At 69.2% G+C, this 19,220-nt stretch carries 17 protein-coding genes and 1 pseudogene; 7 read left to right on the plus strand and 11 right to left on the minus strand.

Features of this window, described 5'->3' with window-relative positions:
• Nucleotides 1–27 precede the first annotated feature (27 nt).
• The gene (locus J3486_RS15725; protein ID WP_207820922.1) at nucleotides 28–504 is read right to left on the minus strand and encodes a MarR family winged helix-turn-helix transcriptional regulator; all 477 of its coding nucleotides are present in this window, start codon (nucleotides 502–504) and stop codon (nucleotides 28–30) included.
• A 56-nt stretch (nucleotides 505–560) separates the two neighbouring features.
• Here J3486_RS15725 and J3486_RS15730 point away from each other — a divergent pair, with 56 nt between their 5' ends.
• Nucleotides 561–1,475 (plus strand): alpha/beta hydrolase, encoded by a 915-nt coding sequence (locus J3486_RS15730; protein ID WP_207820923.1) that lies wholly within the window; start codon nucleotides 561–563, stop codon nucleotides 1,473–1,475.
• A 241-nt stretch (nucleotides 1,476–1,716) separates the two neighbouring features.
• Here the strand turns inward: J3486_RS15730 and J3486_RS15735 are convergent, their stop codons facing one another.
• The 5 genes from J3486_RS15735 to J3486_RS15755 all read right to left on the minus strand — a co-directional run bounded on the left by J3486_RS15735 (nucleotide 1,717) and on the right by J3486_RS15755 (nucleotide 7,761).
• Nucleotides 1,717–3,456 carry an amylo-alpha-1,6-glucosidase gene (locus J3486_RS15735; protein ID WP_207820924.1) on the minus strand — a complete coding sequence of 580 codons (1,740 nt, stop codon included), beginning with the start codon at nucleotides 3,454–3,456 and terminating at the stop codon, nucleotides 1,717–1,719.
• 99 nt (nucleotides 3,457–3,555) lie between these two features.
• The gene (locus tag J3486_RS15740; RefSeq protein WP_207820925.1) at nucleotides 3,556–4,392 is read right to left on the minus strand and encodes a carbohydrate ABC transporter permease; all 837 of its coding nucleotides are present in this window, start codon (nucleotides 4,390–4,392) and stop codon (nucleotides 3,556–3,558) included.
• Nucleotides 4,389–5,363 carry a carbohydrate ABC transporter permease gene (locus J3486_RS15745; RefSeq protein WP_207820926.1) on the minus strand — a complete coding sequence of 325 codons (975 nt, stop codon included), beginning with the start codon at nucleotides 5,361–5,363 and terminating at the stop codon, nucleotides 4,389–4,391. The genes J3486_RS15740 and J3486_RS15745 overlap by 4 nt, the downstream gene beginning before the upstream one ends.
• Before the next feature lie 23 nt (nucleotides 5,364–5,386).
• On the minus strand, nucleotides 5,387–6,628 hold the full coding sequence (locus tag J3486_RS15750) for an extracellular solute-binding protein (RefSeq protein ID WP_207820927.1): 1,242 nt from the start codon (nucleotides 6,626–6,628) through the stop codon (nucleotides 5,387–5,389).
• 110 nt (nucleotides 6,629–6,738) lie between these two features.
• The gene (locus tag J3486_RS15755) at nucleotides 6,739–7,761 is read right to left on the minus strand and encodes a LacI family DNA-binding transcriptional regulator (protein WP_207820928.1); all 1,023 of its coding nucleotides are present in this window, start codon (nucleotides 7,759–7,761) and stop codon (nucleotides 6,739–6,741) included.
• Between the two features lie 580 nt (nucleotides 7,762–8,341).
• On the opposite strand from J3486_RS15755, the gene J3486_RS15760 reads away from it, so the two are divergent.
• The 3 genes from J3486_RS15760 (at nucleotide 8,342) to J3486_RS15770 (ending at nucleotide 13,270) form a co-directional block, all read left to right on the plus strand.
• Entirely contained in the window at nucleotides 8,342–11,962 is a 3,621-nt protein-coding gene (locus J3486_RS15760) for a LamG-like jellyroll fold domain-containing protein (RefSeq protein WP_207820929.1), read from the plus strand.
• A 206-nt stretch (nucleotides 11,963–12,168) separates the two neighbouring features.
• Nucleotides 12,169–12,906 (plus strand): dienelactone hydrolase family protein, encoded by a 738-nt coding sequence (locus J3486_RS15765; RefSeq protein WP_207820930.1) that lies wholly within the window; start codon nucleotides 12,169–12,171, stop codon nucleotides 12,904–12,906.
• A 28-nt stretch (nucleotides 12,907–12,934) separates the two neighbouring features.
• Entirely contained in the window at nucleotides 12,935–13,270 is a 336-nt protein-coding gene (locus tag J3486_RS15770) for a cupin domain-containing protein (protein WP_207820931.1), read from the plus strand.
• A gap of 57 nt (nucleotides 13,271–13,327) precedes the next feature.
• Here the strand turns inward: J3486_RS15770 and J3486_RS15775 are convergent, their stop codons facing one another.
• Nucleotides 13,328–14,002 carry a bifunctional 2-polyprenyl-6-hydroxyphenol methylase/3-demethylubiquinol 3-O-methyltransferase UbiG gene (locus tag J3486_RS15775; RefSeq protein ID WP_207820932.1) on the minus strand — a complete coding sequence of 225 codons (675 nt, stop codon included), beginning with the start codon at nucleotides 14,000–14,002 and terminating at the stop codon, nucleotides 13,328–13,330.
• A 162-nt stretch (nucleotides 14,003–14,164) separates the two neighbouring features.
• On the opposite strand from J3486_RS15775, the gene J3486_RS15780 reads away from it, so the two are divergent.
• Both J3486_RS15780 and J3486_RS15785 read left to right on the plus strand, forming a co-directional pair.
• Nucleotides 14,165–14,962: a thymidylate synthase gene (locus tag J3486_RS15780; RefSeq protein WP_207820933.1), complete on the plus strand. Its 798-nt coding sequence runs from the start codon at nucleotides 14,165–14,167 to the stop codon at nucleotides 14,960–14,962.
• 55 nt (nucleotides 14,963–15,017) lie between these two features.
• Nucleotides 15,018–15,518, plus strand: a complete 501-nt coding sequence (locus J3486_RS15785) for an N-acetyltransferase (RefSeq protein WP_207820934.1) — start codon at nucleotides 15,018–15,020, stop codon at nucleotides 15,516–15,518.
• A 62-nt stretch (nucleotides 15,519–15,580) separates the two neighbouring features.
• On the opposite strand, the gene J3486_RS15790 is transcribed toward J3486_RS15785, so the two are convergent.
• Both J3486_RS15790 and J3486_RS15795 read right to left on the minus strand, forming a co-directional pair.
• A complete protein-coding gene (locus J3486_RS15790; protein ID WP_207820935.1) occupies nucleotides 15,581–16,333 on the minus strand; it encodes a phosphotransferase family protein in 753 nt (250 codons plus the stop codon).
• Nucleotides 16,334–16,442: 109 nt separating this feature from the next.
• Nucleotides 16,443–17,138 carry an ATP-binding protein gene (locus tag J3486_RS15795; protein ID WP_229378084.1) on the minus strand — a complete coding sequence of 232 codons (696 nt, stop codon included), beginning with the start codon at nucleotides 17,136–17,138 and terminating at the stop codon, nucleotides 16,443–16,445.
• A gap of 27 nt (nucleotides 17,139–17,165) precedes the next feature.
• Between J3486_RS15795 and J3486_RS15800 the strand changes: the two are divergent.
• A pseudogene (locus J3486_RS15800) lies at nucleotides 17,166–17,824 on the plus strand (TetR/AcrR family transcriptional regulator); the annotation flags it as partial.
• Between the two features lie 166 nt (nucleotides 17,825–17,990).
• Here the strand turns inward: J3486_RS15800 and J3486_RS15805 are convergent.
• Both J3486_RS15805 and J3486_RS15810 read right to left on the minus strand, forming a co-directional pair.
• Nucleotides 17,991–18,635, minus strand: coding sequence for a WD40 repeat domain-containing protein (locus J3486_RS15805; RefSeq protein WP_207820937.1), 645 nt, complete (start codon nucleotides 18,633–18,635; stop codon nucleotides 17,991–17,993).
• 11 nt (nucleotides 18,636–18,646) lie between these two features.
• Nucleotides 18,647–19,186 carry a GNAT family N-acetyltransferase gene (locus J3486_RS15810; RefSeq protein WP_207820938.1) on the minus strand — a complete coding sequence of 180 codons (540 nt, stop codon included), beginning with the start codon at nucleotides 19,184–19,186 and terminating at the stop codon, nucleotides 18,647–18,649.
• Between the last annotated feature and the right edge of the window lie 34 nt (nucleotides 19,187–19,220).

Raw genomic sequence — 19,220 nt, forward strand, 5'->3', positions numbered from 1 at the left:
TGCATCGCACGGGGGGTGCGGCGCCGGTCAGCCCGTGGGAGTACCGATCCGGTTGCCTTCGAGTGCTGCGCGCAGCTTCCTGAAGACGTGAGCCGCGGTCGAGAGCGAGGCGCTGTCGAGCGTGCCGCCCATGAGTTCGGCCAGTTCCGCGGCGACCGTCTCCTCCGCCGCCACGACAAGTCGCGTGCCCTCGGCGGTCAAGGCCAACAGTGAGGAGCGCCGGTCGGCCGGGTTAGGCAGGCGGACGACCCACCCCTGCTTCTCCAGGCGGTCCACGCTCTTGCTGGTCGCTCCGACGCCGATGGCGAACTCGGCCGCGAGGTCCGCCACGCGCGCCCTGGGACGGTCCCGCAGGAAGCGCAGACCCTCGAACTGCGAGGTCACGATCCCGTGCCGCGCGCGGAGGCTGTCGTTCAGCGCGTTGTAGAGACGTGTCTCGCAGCGGACGAGATCAGCGAAGAAGGCCGGCAGCTCGACGGTCTCATCACTCGATTTATATTCCACGGCATATAGTGTACTGGAATGCACTCTCTCCTCCACCGTCGGACAGGAGCACAGTCATGACCAGGGCACAGCGCGACAAGGTCGATGCGATGCTGCGGCAGCCTCACCCCGCTGGACCACGACCGGTCGAGGAGATACGGGCGGGTTTCAGTGCACTGATGGATCTGATGGTCGTCCCTGACGGCATCCGAACCACACGGACGTCGCTCGGCGACCGTCCTGCCCTGCATGTCGAGCCGGAGCACGCGTCACGCGCCGGGACGATCCTCTACTTCCACGGCGGCGGCTGGGTGTCCGGCTCCCCCGAGACGGCCCTGTCACTGACGGGACATCTGGTGACCAGGACCGGATTCGCGGCGCACTCGCTGGACTACCGGCTCGCCCCCGAGCACCCGTTCCCGGCCGCCGTCGAAGACACGCTGAGCGCCTACCTCGCCCTCCTCGACCGGGGCGAATCCCCTTCCGCCATCGCGTTCGCCGGAGACTCGGCCGGCGGGGGCCTCGCCGTGACCACCTGCCTCGCCGCACGTGACGCGGGCCTCCCTCTGCCCGCCGCCGTCGTCGCGTTCTCCCCCGGTCTCGACGCCACCCGCACCGGGGACAGCATGGACACCAAAGAAGGCATCGACCCGATCTTCACGCGCAGGGCGCTCGATCACACCGGGGCCATGTACCTCGCCGGGGCCGACCCGCACCAGCCGCTGCTCAGCCCGGCCGTCCTCGCGGATCTGACGGGCTTCCCCCCGATGCTGATCCAGGTGGGCACCAACGAGATGCTGCTGGACGACTCCACGCGCCTCGCCGCACGCGCGGCGTCGGCCGGGGTGGACGTCGTCCTGGACATCACGGCCGACGTCCCGCATGTGTTCCAGGTATTCGCAGGCGTGCTGGACGAGGCGGACGAGGCCCTCGACCGCGCAGCCCTCTTCCTCAGTCAGCGCCTTCGCGCCGAGAACACGACGCGAGCATGAAGAACAGGCGCCTCACTCCCCCCTTGCCGCTCCGCCCCCTCCACACCGCGGCCCCGATCCAGAGTGGGAACCAGACCACCGGCTCCGGCAGTGCACATGCGAGCAAGAGCCACACGCGAAACAGCGCCTCGCCCACCAAGTAGCCGCCACGCTTGGCTCCCGACCGGGCTGCCCGCATCGATTCCCTGGCCATCCCTGCGACGCTACGCGGTACCTCCCCACCGCGCCTGAGTACCCCTACTCAAAGGGTCTGCCCGCTCCGCTGCACATGCGCTTCGGCCAGGAGCAGATAGCTGCTGGCCGTCCATGTGTAGGCACGGTCGCGCAGCCCGGTGCCCAGCAGGGCGTCAAAGTTCTCGGCGAAGCCGTTGGTCTCGCACAGGGAGCGGAAACGGGTGCTGATGTCGTCCGCGAGACGCACATGCCCGGCCCTGCGCAGGCCGTCCTCGACGAGAACGGTGGCGGGGGCCCAGATGGGGCCGCGCCAGTAGCCGTCGGCGAGGTAGTGCGGTGACGCGGGAAGTTCGGTGGCCAGGCCGTACGGTGTCAGGTGGGCCTTGATGCGGTCCGCCAGTGCGCTGGACACCGCTGCGGGGAGATGTTCCCCGAGCACCATGGGCATCAGGTCGAGAAGGCTGTCGCTGCTCCAGGTGTCTCCGGAGCCGACTCCTCGGGCGACGAACCTGTCCCCGTCCCAGAGCTCGTCGAGCAGTGCCGCCTGGATGTCGTCCGCGAGGGCGGACCATCGTTCCGGCTCGCCGGCCACATCCAACTCGCTGGCCAGGGACGCGAGTTCATGCAGCTGCAGGATCAGGAAGGCGGACAGGTCGGCGGAGACGATCACACGCTCCGGGTCGAAGGTGGTCGCGTTGTCCCAGCCGCTGTCGTTGCCGTGCTGATAGTGGGGCAGCGCGTCGCCCGGTGCGCGTCGTGCGGTCAGCCAGAAGTTCGTCCACCGCTCCAACCGCCCGTAGGTCTCGGCGAGTTCGGCCCGGCTCACTGCGGTGGGCAGGCGCCGGCGCAGAAGGCGGTGGGCCCAGCCGTGGATGGGCGGCTTGACGAAGTTGTACAGGATCTCGGAGTGGGTGACGGAGTCCGGGAGCGCCCCCGCCGGGTCCTGGTGGTCGAAGGGCAGGAGGAACTGGTCGCGTGCGAGGGCGGGTCGGCCGGGCGCCAGGGCGAGCGCGTTGAAGCAGTGGTCCCAGCTCCACACCTTGTCCATCCAGTGTTTGGACATGAGGACTCCGGGCCGGGTGACCAGGCCCGTGGGGCGTACGGTCGCCGACCACAGGACGTACGCGGCGAGTTCCGCGGCCGGGGTGGCGTCGGTGCGCCAGGGAGCGACCGCGTCCACGAACGCCGTGAAGTCGTCCTGCGCCCGCGCGAGCACCTCGTCGAAGGTCGCGTCGCGGCGGTAGGGCGGTCGGGCCGTCTCGTGCTCCTCCAGTGCCAGTTCCCAGCCGTCCTCGCCGGTGACGACGATGCCGCGGTCACTCCCGGCCAGCGCCTGGGTTCCCGTGGTGAGGGCGACGGTTCCGTCGAGCACCGTGATGCGGTACCGGCGTCCGGTCTCGTACGAGGTGAACACGTGCGCGTCGGCGGCCGGGTCGCGGAAGAAGTAGGTGCCGCTGAACGGGGTCAACTGTCGTGCGGCCGCGAAGAGTCCGAGGTCCAGAGCGCCACGTCCACGGATCCGTACGACGTCGGGGGTCTCGTACGCGAGGTCGACACGCCCGTGGCCGCCGATCCAGCTGAGCAGGCCGGGCCACGCCTCGACGCGGGTCTCGGCGCGGTCGGTGGTCCCTCGGTGCAGGGGGGTCAGTCGCACGACGCCGTGCATGCCGTTCTGGTGTGAGACCAGGTGGAGGTCGTCGGCACGCGTCTTCTCGGCCACGACCGGCGAGAAGCAGAACCAGGAGCCGTGGGTGCTGAACGGAATGTCGTGGACGGAGAAGGCCGGGCCGGTCGGGGCGGCAGTCATGCAGCGGGACTCGATTCTCGGGCAGGGGGCGTCCGCGTCGCGGGCAACCAACGGCGGACGACCGTACGGTGAGGTGAAGAGGTGGGCGAGGGCCTCGCCTCAGTCCTTGACGGCGCCTGCGGTGACGCCTGCGGCCACATAGCGCTGGGCGAGGACGAGGATGACCGTGGCCGGGAGCGAGGCCACGACGGCGGTGGCCATGATGGCGTTCCACTCCTGGTTGTTGTTGCCTATGTAGTGGTAGATGCCGAGGGTGATCGGTTCGTGGGCGCCGCCGTTGACGAGGGTGCTGGCGAAGATGAAGTCGGACCACGACCACAGGAACGCGAACAGGGACACCGTGACGACCGCGTTGCGGCTCATCGGCAGCACGATCGACCAGAAGGTGCGCAGCGCCCCGGCGCCGTCGGTCCTCGCCGCCTGGAGGAGTTCGCCGGGGATGCCCGACATGAAGGCGGTGAAGATGAGGACCGCGAAGGGGACGGCGAGCGTGGAGTCGGCGACGATGAGTCCGGGGACCGTTTTGAGCAGACCGAGTTGCAGGTAGACGGCGTAGAAGCCCATCGCCATGATGATGCCGGGGATCATCTGCGCGGCGAGCAGCACGAAGCTGAGGATGCCACCGCCCCGGGGGCGGAGTTTGGCGAGGGCGAATCCTGCCGGTGCGGCCAGGACGACGGTGAGGGCGACGGTGCCCAGGCCGATGACCAGGCTGGTGCCGAGGTAGGGCAGTTGTTCGTCGAGGACGGTGCGGTAGCCGGCGAGGGTGCCGTGCAGCGGGAGCAGGTCGGGTGGGCTCTTGCGCATGTCCTGGTCACGCGTGAAGGAGACGTTGACCATCCAGTAGACGGGGAAGAGCATGAGCGCGGTCAGCAGGAGGCCGACGGCCGTCTTCCATGCGGTGCGGCGGTGTGCGCGGTGGGTGACGTCGCTCATGACAGTGCCTGCTTCCGCTGGGCCCGTACGTAGACCAGGCCGAAGAGGAGGGCCGCCACCACGAGCAGGTTTCCGACGGCCGCGCCGGGGCCGAAGGCGGGCAGGAGATTGCCGAACCCGAGCTGGTAGGACCAGGTGGCGAAGGTGGTCGACGACTCCGCCGGGCCGCCCTTCGTCATGATCCAGATGATGTCGAAGACCTTGAGCGTGTAGACGAGGCCGAGGAGCAGGGTGATCGCCGAGACCGGACGCAGCAGCGGGAAGGTGATGCTCCAGAACCGGCGCCAGGGTCCCGCCCCGTCGAGCGCCGCCGCCTCGTACAGGCCGGCCGGGATGGACTGCAGTCCGCTGTAGAGGACGACCAGGTTGAACGGGACACCGATCCAGATGTTCGCGATGATCACCGAGGTGAGCGACCAGGACGGTGAGGTCAGCCAGTTGACCTGGCCGATGCCGATGGCGTGCAGGGCCGCGTTGACGATGCCCGAGTCGCTGTTGAGCATCCACGACCAGGTGGAGGCGGACACGATGAGCGGGAGCAGCCACGGTACGAGGAACAGGGCGCGCAGGGTTGCGGAGAGCCGGAAGTTCTGGTGGAAGAAGACCGCGAGCGCCAGGCCGATGGCGTACTGGAAGGCCAGGCAGACGGCGGTGAAGACGACGGTGTGCAGGAGGGCCGGGGCGAAGGTCGGGTCGTCGAGGACGGTCCGGTAGTTCTGCAGGCCGGTGAAGGGTGCGTCGCCCTGGACGAAGGAGCGGACGGTGTAGTTGCGCAGGCTGAGGTCGATGTTGCGGTAGAGCGGATAGGCGTAGAAGAGGACGAGGTAGGCGGTCACCGGGGCGAGAAAGCCCCAGGCGGCCCACTGGGTGGAGGTGGGGCGGCGCGGTTTCCCGGTCCCGGCCGGAGCGGTTGTCCCTGCTTGGGTGGCGAGCCGGCGCCGGTCCGGCAGTTGCTGTGTCATCTGGGTCATCTGCGATCCGTGGGCCGGGGCCGCTACTTCGCCGCGGCCTGGGCCGTGGACAGGGCGTTCTTCGGCGACGTCGATCCGCTGAGCGCGGACTGGACGGCCTTCCACAACTGCTCTGAGATCTTCGGGTACTTGGTTCCCAGGTCGTCGCTCGTGCGCCCCTTGGCCGACTTGACGGCATCGACCCAGGGCTTCAGCTCGGCGTTCGCCGCCACCTGCTTGTCCTGGACCTCGGCCGTGGGGGCCACGTAGGAGAGGGTGGTGTCGGTGTCGTACAGGTTCTTGGTGCTGGTCAGGCAGGTGACCAGTTTCCTGGTCGTGGCGTAGCGGCCGGTGTCCTGCTGGACGGGGACGGTGACGAACTCGCCGCCGGTCGGTGCCGCGGCCGCGCCCTGTGCGCGGGCCGGGATGGGCAGGACGCCGTAGTCGAACCCTGCCTTCTTCGCGTTGGCGAGTTGCCAGGTGCCGTTCTCCGCGAAGGCGTAGTCGCCGCTGGCGAACTCCTGCCAGCTGGTCGTCTGGGTGTTGTTGAGCACCGAGTTGGGCGCGTATCCACTCTTGAGCCAGTCCCGCCAGAGCGTGAGCGCCGACTCTCCCTGCGCGGAATCGAGCCGGGTGAGTTCGGCGCCCGCTCCCCAGAACCACGGCAGGAACTGGAAACTGCCTTCCTCCGTGCCGATCGCGGAGAAAGTGATGCCCTTCTTGCCCGCCTTCTTCACCTTGGCGAGCGCGGCCGTCAGCGACGTCCAGTCCTTGACCGTGGCGATGTCCACGCCGGCCTTCTTCAGCACGGCCTTGTTGTAGTAGAGAGCGAGGGTGTTCGCGCCGATGGGGGTGCCGTACGTCTTCCCGCCCGACTGGCCGGCGGCCAGCAGGTTCGGGTCGACCTTCGAGGTGTCCAGCTTGTTGTCGCCGGTCGTGGTGAGCACGCCGGCGTCGGCGAGGGTCGACACGACCGGGTTGTCGACGATGAGGACGTCCGGCGAGTTGCCCTGCTGCGCCGCGAGGAGGGTCTTGTTGGCGAGGTCACTGGTGTCGAAGCCGGTGCGCTTGACCGTCACACCCGCCTTGCTCCCGCACGTGTCGAGCAGCTCGGTCCAGTCCGAGCCCTTGGCGAACTGCGGGTACGGATCCCAGATCGTGTACGTGCCACTGCTCGCCCCCTGGCTGCCGGAGCTGTCCGAGCCGGAGGAGCAGGCGGTGGCGGCCAGGCAGACGGCGGTCGACAGAGCCGCGGCGGCGAGGCGGTGCCGGAAGGTGCTGTGCATGGCGGGTCCTTCGTCGTAGGGGCACGGGCGCGCCTCGGACCTGCGGGCGTGCGGGCATGCCGAAGGGAGGCGGGCATACGGAATACGCGCCTGCGGATGTGTGCGTGACGTCAGGCGTGGGGCGGTGCGGTCGCGGGCCCGGTGCTGGCCCGCAGGGAGATCGGCGGTGTGAGCAGGTGGTGCCGGGCGGGTGCCTCGGGGTCGCCCAGGCGTTCCATGAGCAGGTCGACCGCGCGGCGGCCCAGCTCCGCCGCCGGCACGTCGGCGGCGGTGAGCTGCGGTGTGACGGTCTCCGCCCAGTGGGCGGCGACGACCCCGGTGACGGAGAAGTCGCGCGGCACGTGGCGGTCCGCCCGGGCGAGCCCCCGGTAGAGGCCGCCGAGGGCGGCCTCGTTCAGCGTGACCAGGGCCGTCGTGGCCGGTTCCTCGTCCAGGATCCGCTCGACGCAGACCTGTCCTGACGCGGCGTCGTCGCCGCAGCAGTACGCACGAACGGTCAGTCCGCGCTCGGCCGCGGCTTTGGTGAAGCCGTCGAGGCCGCGGTGCGCCGACTCGTAGCCGGAGCGCAGGAGTTGCTCGGGCCGGTTCACGAAGGCGACCCGTTGATGGCCGAGGTCGGCCAGGTGGTGGACGCACGCCGCCGCGAGCGCGGTGTGGTCGAGCCCGACCCACCACCTGTCCTGCCAGCGGGCGGTGCGGCCGATGGAAACGGCCGGAAAGCCGAGGGCGGCCAGGTGGTCGGCCCGGTCGTCCTCCAGCCTGATCTCCATCAGGATCGCGCCGTCCACGCGCCGCTCCCCGAGGAGACGCTGGAAGGACCGGTCGCTGTCCACGCCGCTGGGCGAGAGCAGCACGTCGTAGTCGTAGGCCGCGGCCGCTTCGACCACACTGCCGATGAAATCCAGCTGCATGCCCGTGTAGTGGTCGCCGGCCGGCGGAAAGACCAGACCGATCGTGCTCGTCCTGCCGTTGGCCAGCGCGCGAGCACTGGCGTTGGGCCGGTAGCCGAGCTCGTCGATGACCTGCTGGATCTTGCGGCGGGTCTCCTCGGACACCGGTCGCTTGCCGGACAGCGCGTACGACACGGTGCTGCGCGAGACACCGGCCCGTCGGGCGATCTCACCGATGTTCACGACAACTCCTGGTTCAGGGACAGTGGATCGAACCGGTTCGACGGATCGTCCGTCGAACCGGTTCGCGTGAAGTGAAGGTAGGAAGGCCCTCGGGGTCTGTCAACACTCCGCACAAACACCGCAGTTGACCACGGACTATCCGACTTCTTCCCCGTGAGGGATTGCTGGCTCCGCACGCCACTGCTAGCTTCGCCGAACCGGTTCGACACGGGAACCACAGGGAAACCGCACGGGAATCACGCGGGTATCACCGAGCCGACTGCCGCTTCGCCACCATCCCGGCGCGCGTCATGGGTGCCCGCACCAGCACGTCAGCACGTTGCTGCTCTCCGACGTTCAAGCGACGTTCAAGCGACGAACACGCGACGAACACGCGACGAAGCAGTTCGGTCACGCGACTTGCGATGGCCCACCACGACTCGCCTCGCCCCACCGCCCCCGGGAACCACCGCAACTCCCCGGGGACCACCGCGATTCGCCTCGGCTCACCGCAACTCGCTTCAGCTCACTCCAAGGATTGAGGACGCGATCCATGCCATCCGCTGACAGACCCGCTCGGCGCCGCCGAGCCCCTGCCGCCGTGGCCGTTGCCCTCGGCGCGGGACTGCTGACCGCACCGGCCGCCGCCACCGCCCATGCGGCGGATCCACCGCAGCCGGCCGCACGGTACTCCTTCGACCAGGACGATCTCGCCTCGGGAAAGATCACCGACAGTTCGGGCAACGGGCGCACGGCCCAACTGGTGAATGCCGCCACCGCCGGCACGGCCGCGGGAACCGGCGGCGGCAAGGCCCTCACCCTTCCCGGAGGGGCGTCCGACTCCGACGGCGCGTACGTCCGCCTACCGCGCGAAGTCCTCGCGGGTGCGGCCGACTTGACCGTCTCCGCCCGCGTGAAGTGGAGCGGTGACGCCGCCTCCTGGCAGCGCATCTTCGATCTGGGCAGCAACACGTCGAAGTACCTCTTCACGACGCCGTCCAACAACAGCGGCGTACTCCGCACCGCCGTCACCACCGGAGGAGGCGGCGCGGAGGCCCAGGTGAGCGGCTATGCGGCGCTCCCCTCCGACCAATGGCGCACCGTCACGGTCACCCTGGACACCTCCGCCCAGCGCCTCACCACCTACCTGGACGGTGTCGCGGTCTCCTCGGCGGCCACCCGTGTCAAGGCCGGTGATCTGCTGGAGAGTTCGGCCACGGCGGCCGGGTTCATCGGCAAGTCCCTGTACCCGGACCCGCTCTTCAAGGGTGCGATCGACGATTTCACCGTCTGGCACGCCGCGCTCTCCGCGGACCAGGTGGCCAGCATGTCCGGTCGACTGCCCACGCTGCAGGACCTGTCGAAGACGTCCTTCGCCGTGCGGACGACGACCGGCACCGCCCCGACCCTGCCCCAGGCGGTCCGCGCCACCTTCTCCGACGGCTACGACCGCGACACGCCGGTCGTGTGGGACGCCGTACCGGACGAAAAGTACGCCACTCCCGGCACCTTCGAGGTCGCCGGAACGGCCGCGGGACGCGCGGTCGAGGCGACCGTCACCGTCGTCCGCGAGGGCGCGCTGACCGTCGACCTCGGTTCGGAGACCGGCGCGTTCCACGGCGGCGCGTCCGGCACCCTGTACGGCGTGTACGGCCCGGACGTCCCCACGAACAACCTCCTCGAAGGCATGGGCCTGCGCACCGTGTCCACCAAGGCACAGGACGGGCCGCAGCACCCCGGCGCCGACGCCCTCGACGTGGTGCGGCCGCTCGCGGACTCCACCGACGGCGACGTGTACATCTACATGACCGACATCCACCGCGGTTTCCCCTACGAGTGGCCGGGCGACTCCCCCAAGGAGAAGCTCGACCTGTACAAGGAGAAGATCGCCAAGCAGGTGGACCAGGTCCTGAAGCTGCCCGCGCAGTACCAGGACAACATCGTCTTCGTGCCGTTCAACGAGCCCGAGGGGAACATGTTCGGCACCGGTACCTGGAGCTACGACAAGGTCAGCTGGCTCTCCGACCCGGACGACTACTTCGCCGCGTGGGACGACGTCCACCGGCTCATCAAGGGCAAGATGCCCGCCGCCCGCATCGCAGGGCCGAACACCAGCGTCCTGTACGACCAGGTGAAGGGCTTCCTCGCGCACACCCTGGCCGCGGACACGCTCCCCGACGTGATCACCTGGCACGAGCTGAGCCACCCCGAGGCCGTGCGCGAGAGCGTCGCGAAGTACCGGACGTGGGAGAAGGACCTCTTCAAGGGCACGAAGCACGAGGGCACCCAACTCCCCGTCAACATCAACGAGTACGCCTTCAATTACCACACCTCGGTCCCCGGCCAGATGATCCAGTGGGTGTCCGCCATCGAGGAGTCGAAGGTCGACGCCGACATCGCGTACTGGAACATCGACGGCAACCTCTCCGACTCCGCCGTCCAGTCCAACCGCGGCAACGGCCAGTGGTGGCTGTTCCACTCCTACGCCTCGATGAGCGGGAACACCGTGCAGGTGACCCCTCCCGCCCCGGGCCAGAACTACACGATGCAGGGCGTCGCCACACTCGACACGAAGAAGAAGCAGGCCCGCCTCCTCTTCGGCGGTTCGCACGGCAAGGGCCACATCACGTTCGACCACATCCCGCGGGCGGTCTTCGGCAACCGCGTGCACGCCTGGGTGCGCGAGATCGGCTGGAGCGGCCAGATCGGTGACTCCCCCGGACCACGGCTCCTCACCGAGACCGACCTGAAGGTCGGTGACGACGGCGAGGTCGTCGTCGACTTCGGCGACGGCACCCTGCCGAAACTGGACGAGTCGTCCGCGTACGAGATCGTCCTGAGCCCGGCCGGGAAGGCGAACGGCACCCAGACGACGCCGGTGCGCTGGAAGGGTTCGTACGAGGCCGAGGACGCCGCCCACACCGGGTCGGGGTACTCGAAGAACGGGCCCGAGGGCTCGACCTCCGAGGTCTCGAAGTTCTACACGTCCGGCGGCTACGACGTGGGCGGGCTGCGCACCGGCTCCGACGTCACGCTCGACTTCGCCGTGGACGTGCCCGAGGACGGCACCTACGACCTGAGCGTGTTCGCCAACTCCCTCAACACCTACGCCAGGATCAAGGACGAGGGCCCCACCAACGTCTTCCTGCGCGTGGACGGAAAGGCGGACGGGGAACAGGAGTTGGACCTCCCGCTCGGCTACAAGTGGGTGGTGTGGGACCACACCGACACGAAGGTCCATCTCACCCAGGGCCGGCACACCCTGACACTCGCCGCGAAGAGTCTCGACGGCGAACGCGCCACGAAGGGCGACGCCATCGTCGACCGCCTCACCCTTTCCCTGCCGAGCGACTCGGCCTCTACGCAGGTGTACGAGGGCGAGCTGGCCTGGCTGTCCGGTGCGGCCACACCCGTCTACGACCTGCCGAAGCAGGCGGGGACCGCCGCCACCGGTTCGGGCGCGGCCCGGATCGCGAAGGGCGGCTCGGCCACGTTCTGGGTCTACTCCCCCACCGACGCCGAGCACACCCTGACCGTCGACAGCCTGGACGGCTCGGGCGCCCGCCTGTCCGTCAACGGGCATGACGTACTGCGCCTGCACCAGGGCACCAGCAAGGTCGCGGTCTCCCTCTCCGGCGGCGTCAACAAGGTCACGGTGAAGGGGAGTTCGGCCACGACACTCATCGATCGCCTCACGGTCACGGTCTCCGACAAGGCGCTGCCTTCCCACACCTACGAGGCACAGGACGCGAAGCTCGCGGGCACGGCGGCACTGACGTCGCTCTCCCGGGCCACCGACGGGACCGCGATCACGGGGATCGGCGGCGATCCCGGCAACGGCAACACGGCGACCTTCACCGTCACCGCCGGCCGGCCCGGCCTGTACGCGCTGCGCATCCGCTACTCCAACCCCGAGCAGTCGGAGGCCACCCACTACAACCCGGACCCGCTCGCCCGGCACGCCGACATCAGTGTCAACGGCGGCAAGCCGCACCGGGTCGGCTTCCCGCACAGCTTCCACCAGAACAACTTCTGGGAGCTGACCGTCACCCTCGACCTCAAGAAGGGCGAGAACACCATCAGGTTCGGCTCCGAGGAACTGCCCAACTTCGACGGCACCACGTACGCCTCCGACACCTTCCCCGGCGTACTGCTCCGCTCCCGGTACGCGCCGCTGATCGACCGCGTCACCGTGGCACCGTACGCGCGCGCTGTGCGGTGACATGAGGTCGGTGAGGTGATCCGGTGGGGGGGTTCCCGGGCCCGTGTGCACGGGGACGGGGACCCCTGCCCCATCTTCGGACGCCCGGTCGGCGATCACCGCGACCGGGCGCTTGCGGCGGGGCCGGTGAGAGGGACACCCGGGCCGCTCTGCCGGAGGCAGAACGGCGGCCGGAGCGGGCTCGACGATCACTACAGTCCAGCGTCATGACGACGATGACGACATGTGCGGTCGAGTACCGGGCCGACGGTCTGACGATGACCGGGCACCTCGCGCTCCCGGCCGGTGTCGGCCGCCGGCCCGCAGTGCTGCTCGGACCGGAGGGCACGGGGCTCAGCGACGTCGAACGCCGCCGGGCCGATGCTCTCGCCGAGCTGGGATACGTAGCGCTGGCCTTCGACCTTCACGGCGGGCGCTATCTGAGCGACCCCGAGGAGATGCTGGCCCGCTGCATGCCGCTGCTCGCCGACCCCGACCGGATGCGGGACATCGGCCATGCGGCGCTCGACGTACTGCGCGCCGAACCGCGGACCGACCCCGGCCGGATCGCCGCTGTCGGCTACGGCACCGGCGGTGCCATCGGGCTGGAACTCGGGCGCGACGGCGTCGACCTGCGCGCGATCGGCACCGTCAACGCACTGACCACGGGCCGGCCGGGCGAGGCGGCACGCATCAGCTGCCCGGTCTGGGCCGGGGTCGGTTCGGAAGACCCGATCATGCCGCCCGCGCAACGCAACGCCTTCACCGCCGAGATGCAGGCCGCGGGCGTCGACTGGCGCCTCACGGTCTACGGTGGAGCCCTGCACGCCTTCCACCACCCCTCGGTCGACCACAGCGTTCGCCCCGGCGTCGGCTACCACCCACAACACGCACGGCGAGCCTGGCGCGACGTCGTCAGCCTGCTCACCGAGTGCCTGCCCCTGTCGGAGGACCTGGGGGCATGACCGCAGGCCTCAGGTTTAAGGTCCCGCTATGGAGATCATCGAGGGCGCCGGCGTGTGGACGCACCCCACCGAGGCCGGCCATGACTGGATCGAACAACTACGGACCCCGGATCTGTCGGTGGGTACGTACTGCATCCCGGTCGGCGGGCGAGACGCCCAGAGTCCGCACACGGAGGACGAGATCTATGTGGTCACCGCCGGGCGGGCCAAGATCGAGACGCCGGGCGGGACACACGAGGTGGGTCCCGGGACGGCGATCTTCGTTCCGGCGGGTGAAGAGCACCGATTCATCGAAGTGACGGAAGACCTGACACTGCTCGTCGTGTTCGGACCCGCGTACGGCTCGCGCTCACCCACGTCTTGAGGCGTACCGCCTGGTATCGGAGAGTTCGCCCACCCGTCGGCGCCGGAGTTTCGCCCTTCAGGCAGTCCGGCGATAGATCGCCTCCCACTGGGACCACTGCCCCAGGTCCTTCGACGCACGCTGAGTCCGGTGGATACGAGGGGCGAGAACGGGGGCGAACTCGTCCGGCAGCAGCGCCATGAGCTCGGGCAGGCTGAAGAAGTGGATATCCAGGCCGGCCTTGGACCCTTGCAGATACCTGACGGTCAGCCCTCCGTCTGATGCCTCCTCAAAGACATCATGTTCGGGGTGAATGTCCGTGCCAACGGCATTGACGCGGACACAGAACAGGCCGCCCACCCTGACTCGGCCGAGGGCAGCACGCAGGTGAGCATGTGCTGTGGCGCGGTCGCCGTGCTGGAAGACCTGAATACCGATGACCAGGTCGAACATACGGTCACCGGGGAGGTCCGTGACGCCCCCGTGGAAGAGGCGCGGCGCGTCAGCCGGTGAGCGTCCGGCCAGTGAAGCCAGAGCCACCTCGGAAATGTCCAGGCCCATGAGGTTCAGTCCTGCGGCGCGCAGGGGAAGAAAGTTGCGGCCGTTGCCGCATCCCACATACAGCCCCTCTGCCTCAGGTGGAAGGCTCTGTGCCGCCTGCACGATGTCGTCGACGAATCCGACCGGCGGATCGTCCTCGTAGCGGCCCGATCGGTACTCCGCGCCCCAAGACGCCCTCTCCCTCGTATCCATCCGCGGATGCTGTCACGGCCGCCACCACGCCTCAACCACCCGACGCCGACAACCGAGGCGGAGCGCGTCGCCCGTCTCGGGCGCATCAGGGCGGAGGTTCCGAGGGGGGGTTGCAAAGCTCTTGATCCAGACGCCTAGGGCGGGCGATTAAGCTTTCGGACCGTGGTGAACACTCAGTACGAAGACCTGTTGAAGCACGTCCTCACGTCCGGAACGGCCAAGGCCGACCGCACGGGCACCGGCACCCGAAGCATCTTCGGGCACCAGCTGCGCTACGACCTCTCCCAGGGCTTCCCCCTGATCACCACCAAGAAGGTCCACCTCAAATCGATCGTCTACGAACTGCTCTGGTTCCTGCGCGGCGACTCCAACGTCGGCTGGCTCCAGCAGCACGGCGTCAGCATCTGGGACGAATGGGCCGACACCAACGGCGAACTCGGCCCCGTCTACGGCGTCCAATGGCGCTCCTGGCCCACCCCCGACGGCCGGCACATCGACCAGATCAGCCAGGTCCTCGACACCCTGCGCGACGACCCGGACTCCCGCCGCATGATCGTCTCGGCCTGGAACGTCGCCGAACTCGACAAAATGGCCCTCGCCCCCTGCCACGCCTTCTTCCAGTTCTACGTCGCCGACGGCCGCCTCTCCTGCCAGCTCTACCAGCGCAGCGCCGACCTCTTCCTCGGTGTCCCCTTCAACATCGCCAGCTACGCCCTGCTCACCCATATGATCGCCCAGCAGACCGGCCTCGAACCCGGCGACTTCATCTGGACCGGCGGCGACTGCCACATCTACGACAACCACCTCGACCAGGTCACCACCCAACTCACCCGCACCCCCTACGCGTTCCCCGAGCTCAAGCTCCACAAAGCCGACTCGATCTTCGTCTACACCTACACCGACGTCGAGATCCACGGCTATCAGCACCACCCCGCGATCAAGGCCCCGGTCGCCGTATGAGCACCAGGCTGACCTGTGGCTGATCCGGGCCCAGACACCATGCGATGCTGCCGGAATGAGTGATCACCGGGAACCTGTCATCGTCCGCTGGCCAGGTAAGGTGCCCTCCGTTCAGAGCGGGCTGTCCGCACTGCTGGCGGACTACCATCTGCGGACGCAGGCCGAGAAGGGCGAGGCCGTCGCTGATGTGGACCGGCTGCCGGATCGCTGCCGCGCAGAGGTCCTGGATCCGCGAGACGCCTTCGCCGACGATGTCGTGCTGGTGGCGTCGAGCGGGGACGACGTCGTCGGGTGCCTGGTGGTGACCGCTCCCGACGCGGGGCGCTGCGAGGTCAAGAGGCTCTGGACGGATCCCGCCTTCCGGAGCCAGGGCATCGCGTCCCGCCTGGTCAGCGCCGCGCTGGCGCATGCGGCGGACAACGGCGTCGACACCGTACGGCTGTCTGTGTGGCAGTGGCGGACCGGTGCCATCGCCCTGTACGAGCGGCTCGGTTTCACCGTCACCGCATCGTGGGACGCGCGGGATCAGCTGGTGTGCATGGAACGCGCCGTGTGAGTGACCGCAGGCCTACTGCTCTCGGCGCTCCTGCGACGTGTGCGGGTCGGGCCCGGGCTGCCTCACATTCGGGATCTCAGCACGTCGACCTCGCAGCCCGGCGCGAACGGGTCGAAACCATGCTCGACCAGCCAACGAACCGCCAGCAGGCTGCGCAACGACCACCACGCGTGGATCACATCGAGGTTGAGGTCGAGGTCGGTGCCGTAGCCGGCGATGACGTCATCGAGGTGCTCCTCGTGTCCGAGCGTGAAGGTGGCGAGGTCGTAGAGGGCGTCCCCCTGGCCCGCCTCGGACCAGTCGATGATGCCTGTGACCTCGTCGCCGTCGACGAAGACATGCTCCAGATGCAGGTCGCCGTGGGTGAACGCCGGAGTCCACGGCCGGAGCGCGGCCTCGGCGACCTGGCGGTTGCGGGTGACCAGGTCCGCGGGCAGGACGCCGTTCGTCACGAGGCGTTCGCACTCGTCGTCGAGTTCTGCCGCCAGCGTGGCAATGCTTCGGCCGGCCCGGCCGGTTCGGGGTGGCAGCGGCGCGTCGTGCAGTTTCCGGATGGCGGCGCCCGCCGCGGCCCAGGCCGCCGGCGACCCGGTCGACGGCCCGCCGAGGCGTCCCAGCGTCGTTCCTGGCAGCGCGGCGATCGCGAGCACGGGCGGCTTGCGCCACAGCACCTCCGGGGTCGGGACGGGCGCGAGAGACATCGCCTCGACCTCGGCGTCGCCACGTGCCTGATCGGGGTCCACTTTCAGAAACACATCGCCGACGCGCAGGATCGCGCGCTCGGAATGGGCGAAGACGACTTTTACCTCATCCATGGGCGCCCAGTATTCCGGGGACGATCGTCGCCGTCGCCGGGTTTCTCACCTGCGACGGCGCGGCTGACCCGTCCTGCCTGCCTCGCGGCCCATTCGCCCTTCGGGAAGGTCAGCAGGTGAAGGAGAAGTGCGCTGCGGCCTGGGTCGGCGTGGCGCCTTCGTCGTTTCCGGGGACGTCATGGACGGCGTGTGCGCCCTCGGAGCGCAGTCGGTCGGCCCCGGCGTACCGAGCCATCGCCGCGGCCGAGGCCCGGATGTCTGCCGGGGTGACGTCAGGACGGTCTCGTCCGGCCTGCTGTCGGAGGAGAGCGTCGAGGTCCGGGGTGAACCGCAGCATGGTCACCGGGGCGTCGAAGCGTCTCGCCAGGGCGATGAGGCGGGTGCGTGCCTGTGGCGTGACGTTGGTGGACTCGGCGACTGCTGTCTGTCCGGTGGCGAGCCGGGCGACGATCCTTCGGTCGCGTTCCTCGAAGACGCGGGCGTCTGCCGCGTCGGAGTCCCCCTCGGTGGGTGAGGTGCCGAAGAACTCCGCGCGGATGTCGTCGCTGGACACCACGGCGTCCTCGTCGATCTCTCGGCGCGCGATCAGAGCTCGTACGAAGCTGGTCTTGCCCGAAGCCGGCGGGCCGACCAGCACCACGAGTCCCGTCGGCACTCGGGTCGTCCGGCCGCCGCATGGGTCCCGAGCCTCGAGGTGGTGATCGCCGGCGCGGTCCAGGGCCTCTTCGCACTGCGTACGGGCATGGTGGTTCAGGCTCCGGCGCAGACGCTGCTGCTGCATCGATTCCGGTGGGTTCTTCGGCATGACCCCATCGTGCCCAACGGCACGAGCGTGCTGCGGGCCCATACCTGCTGCGGCCCCGCGCGGGGCGCCCGGCGCCACAGGGATGGCGTCCTGGTCGCCGCGCGTACGGTCTTCGCGGAGCACGGGATCTACGCCCCGATGGCGACCGTGGCCCGTCGGGCCGGGGCCGGTGTGGCGACGCTGTACCGGCATGTCCCGACCCGGGACGCTCTGTGCGGGGCGCGTTCGCGCAGCAGATGGAGACCTGCGCGCAGGCGCTCACCGACGCGCTGGCCGCCCCTGACCCGTGGCAGGGCTTCCAGCAGCTGGTCGCGACGGTCTGCGCTCCGCAACGGGCGGAACACGAGTTCCCAGCCGCGTTCGTCGCAGCCTTCCCGGACAGCACCTCGGAACACGCACAGTCCCGGCAACGGGCCGAGCGGGACTTCACCACCCTGGTCCGCGGGGCCCAGGCACCGGGCGCGCTGCACCCCGACTTTCACCCGTCCGACCTCGCCGTGGTCGCGTCGGCACACTGCGGTCTGTTGAGCGCCCTGCCCGATGACGACGCGGCGTCCCGGCGGCTGGTGGCCTATCTGCTCCCGTCGCTCCGTCTTACCGACACGGCCAACCAACCGCTGCCACCACCGAGTTCGCCGACCTTGCGCAGCCTCCCGCTGGCAAGCGACAGCCCTCAAAGGCAGCGCCCACTCAAGAACCGAGATGACCCGGTACGTACTTTCGCACCGAGATCAAGGCCGAGAAGTCGGCCGACAAAGTCACCGGCAACGGCCGTGCCGCAGCAGCGCGTGAACCAGACCGTCAGCGCGCCCGGAGCCAAAGAACCATGAGGCGCAACGGCATCACGAGCCATCAGGGGACCTTCCACAGCTGGACGTCGGTGGAAGTCCTGTCGCTCTTCGGTGCGCGTACCTCCGAGGTGGCGAGAGTTCTGCCGTCGGGGCTGAGCGCCAGCCAGTAGCGCGTGCCGTCGTCAAGTTCGGTGGCACGGCCCGATGCCACGTCCCACACCTTGAGTCCGTCCTCGCCGGTACTGACAAGAGACGTGCCGTCAGGGCTGAACTGCACGGTGGTCACGCCTTTGTCCGTGAGAGTGGTGGCGCGGCCGGTGGCGGCGTCGCGCAGCCAGATGCCACCGCTGTTCTTGCCGTAGACGCCGTCGCTACTGGCCAGCGTCCTGCCATCGGGGCTGAACGCCACCGAGGCGCTGGTGGTGGACTGGCGGGAGGCGACGACACGTCGCTTCGAGCGGTCCCACAGCCGGATTCCGGACTCGCCGGCGGCGGCGATGGATCGTCCGTCGGGGCTGAACACCGCCTCGTAGAACGACCCTTCGTGATCACCCTCCAGCGTCGTCGCGACGGGACGGCTCCGGGACAGGTCCCACAGTCGCAATTGCCCCTGCCCCGCGGTGTTCCAGTCCGAGCCGGCGACCGCCAGCGTCTTGCCGTCGGGGCTGCACCGGCCCGGGTCACGAGTCCCGACAGCCCCGTTCACTCAGCACGGGCTCAGGCGGACGACGCGACCGACGCCCGTAGGCCGAGCCACTGCTCGGCGTCCCAGCCGTGGAACCGCTCCACCTCGGTGAAGCCCAGCTTCGCTGCGACGCGCATCGAGCCGACGTTGGCCGTCTGGGTGTGGAGCACCACCGGCTCGCCGGGAAGGGCGCCGTCGAACCAGGCGAGTGCCGCCGCGCACGCCTCGGCGGCATAACCGAATCCCCATGCCCGCGGCAGAAACAGATACCCGAGATCGACCTTCCCCGCGGCAGCCGGGCGGCTGTGCCCCGGCGCTCTCCTGAGCAGGATCTCACCGATCATCGCCCCGTCGAGCTCGACGACGAAACACCCGGGCCATTGCCCAGGCACGTCCGGCACCTCGCGCTCAAGCTCATCAAGCGGGCGCGGGCCGCCAAGGTAGGTGTGCACCTCCGGCGACGCCAGCAGCTCGATGAACGCCGCGCGGTCCCGGGCCTCAGACTCACGGAGCACGAGCCGCTCCGTCCTGATCGGGGCAGGCGGCCAGGCGACGGGCCCTAACTCAGTCATGACGGGCAACCTATCGGACATCCGCGCACAGGCT

This window comes from Streptomyces sp. VRA16 Mangrove soil, assembly GCF_017377775.1.
In the GTDB taxonomy this organism is placed as follows: domain Bacteria; phylum Actinomycetota; class Actinomycetes; order Streptomycetales; family Streptomycetaceae; genus Streptomyces.

Bases quoted from the DNA above. Each gene is read 5' to 3' on its own strand.
- J3486_RS15770 (WP_207820931.1), top strand. From the start codon at position 12,935: ATGGAGATCATCGAGGGCGCCGGCGTGTGGACGCACCCCACCGAGGCC.
- J3486_RS15740 (WP_207820925.1), bottom strand. From the start codon at position 4,392: ATGAGCGACGTCACCCACCGCGCACACCGCCGCACCGCATGGAAGACG.
- J3486_RS15750 (WP_207820927.1), bottom strand. From the start codon at position 6,628: ATGCACAGCACCTTCCGGCACCGCCTCGCCGCCGCGGCTCTGTCGACC.
- J3486_RS15790 (WP_207820935.1), bottom strand. From the start codon at position 16,333: ATGGATGAGGTAAAAGTCGTCTTCGCCCATTCCGAGCGCGCGATCCTG.
- J3486_RS15775 (WP_207820932.1), bottom strand. From the start codon at position 14,002: ATGGATACGAGGGAGAGGGCGTCTTGGGGCGCGGAGTACCGATCGGGC.
- J3486_RS15765 (WP_207820930.1), top strand. From the start codon at position 12,169: ATGACGACGATGACGACATGTGCGGTCGAGTACCGGGCCGACGGTCTG.
- J3486_RS15745 (WP_207820926.1), bottom strand. From the start codon at position 5,363: ATGACCCAGATGACACAGCAACTGCCGGACCGGCGCCGGCTCGCCACC.
- J3486_RS15730 (WP_207820923.1), top strand. From the start codon at position 561: ATGACCAGGGCACAGCGCGACAAGGTCGATGCGATGCTGCGGCAGCCT.
- J3486_RS15795 (WP_229378084.1), bottom strand. From the start codon at position 17,138: ATGCCGAAGAACCCACCGGAATCGATGCAGCAGCAGCGTCTGCGCCGG.
- J3486_RS15785 (WP_207820934.1), top strand. From the start codon at position 15,018: ATGAGTGATCACCGGGAACCTGTCATCGTCCGCTGGCCAGGTAAGGTG.
- J3486_RS15735 (WP_207820924.1), bottom strand. From the start codon at position 3,456: ATGACTGCCGCCCCGACCGGCCCGGCCTTCTCCGTCCACGACATTCCG.
- J3486_RS15810 (WP_207820938.1), bottom strand. From the start codon at position 19,186: ATGACTGAGTTAGGGCCCGTCGCCTGGCCGCCTGCCCCGATCAGGACG.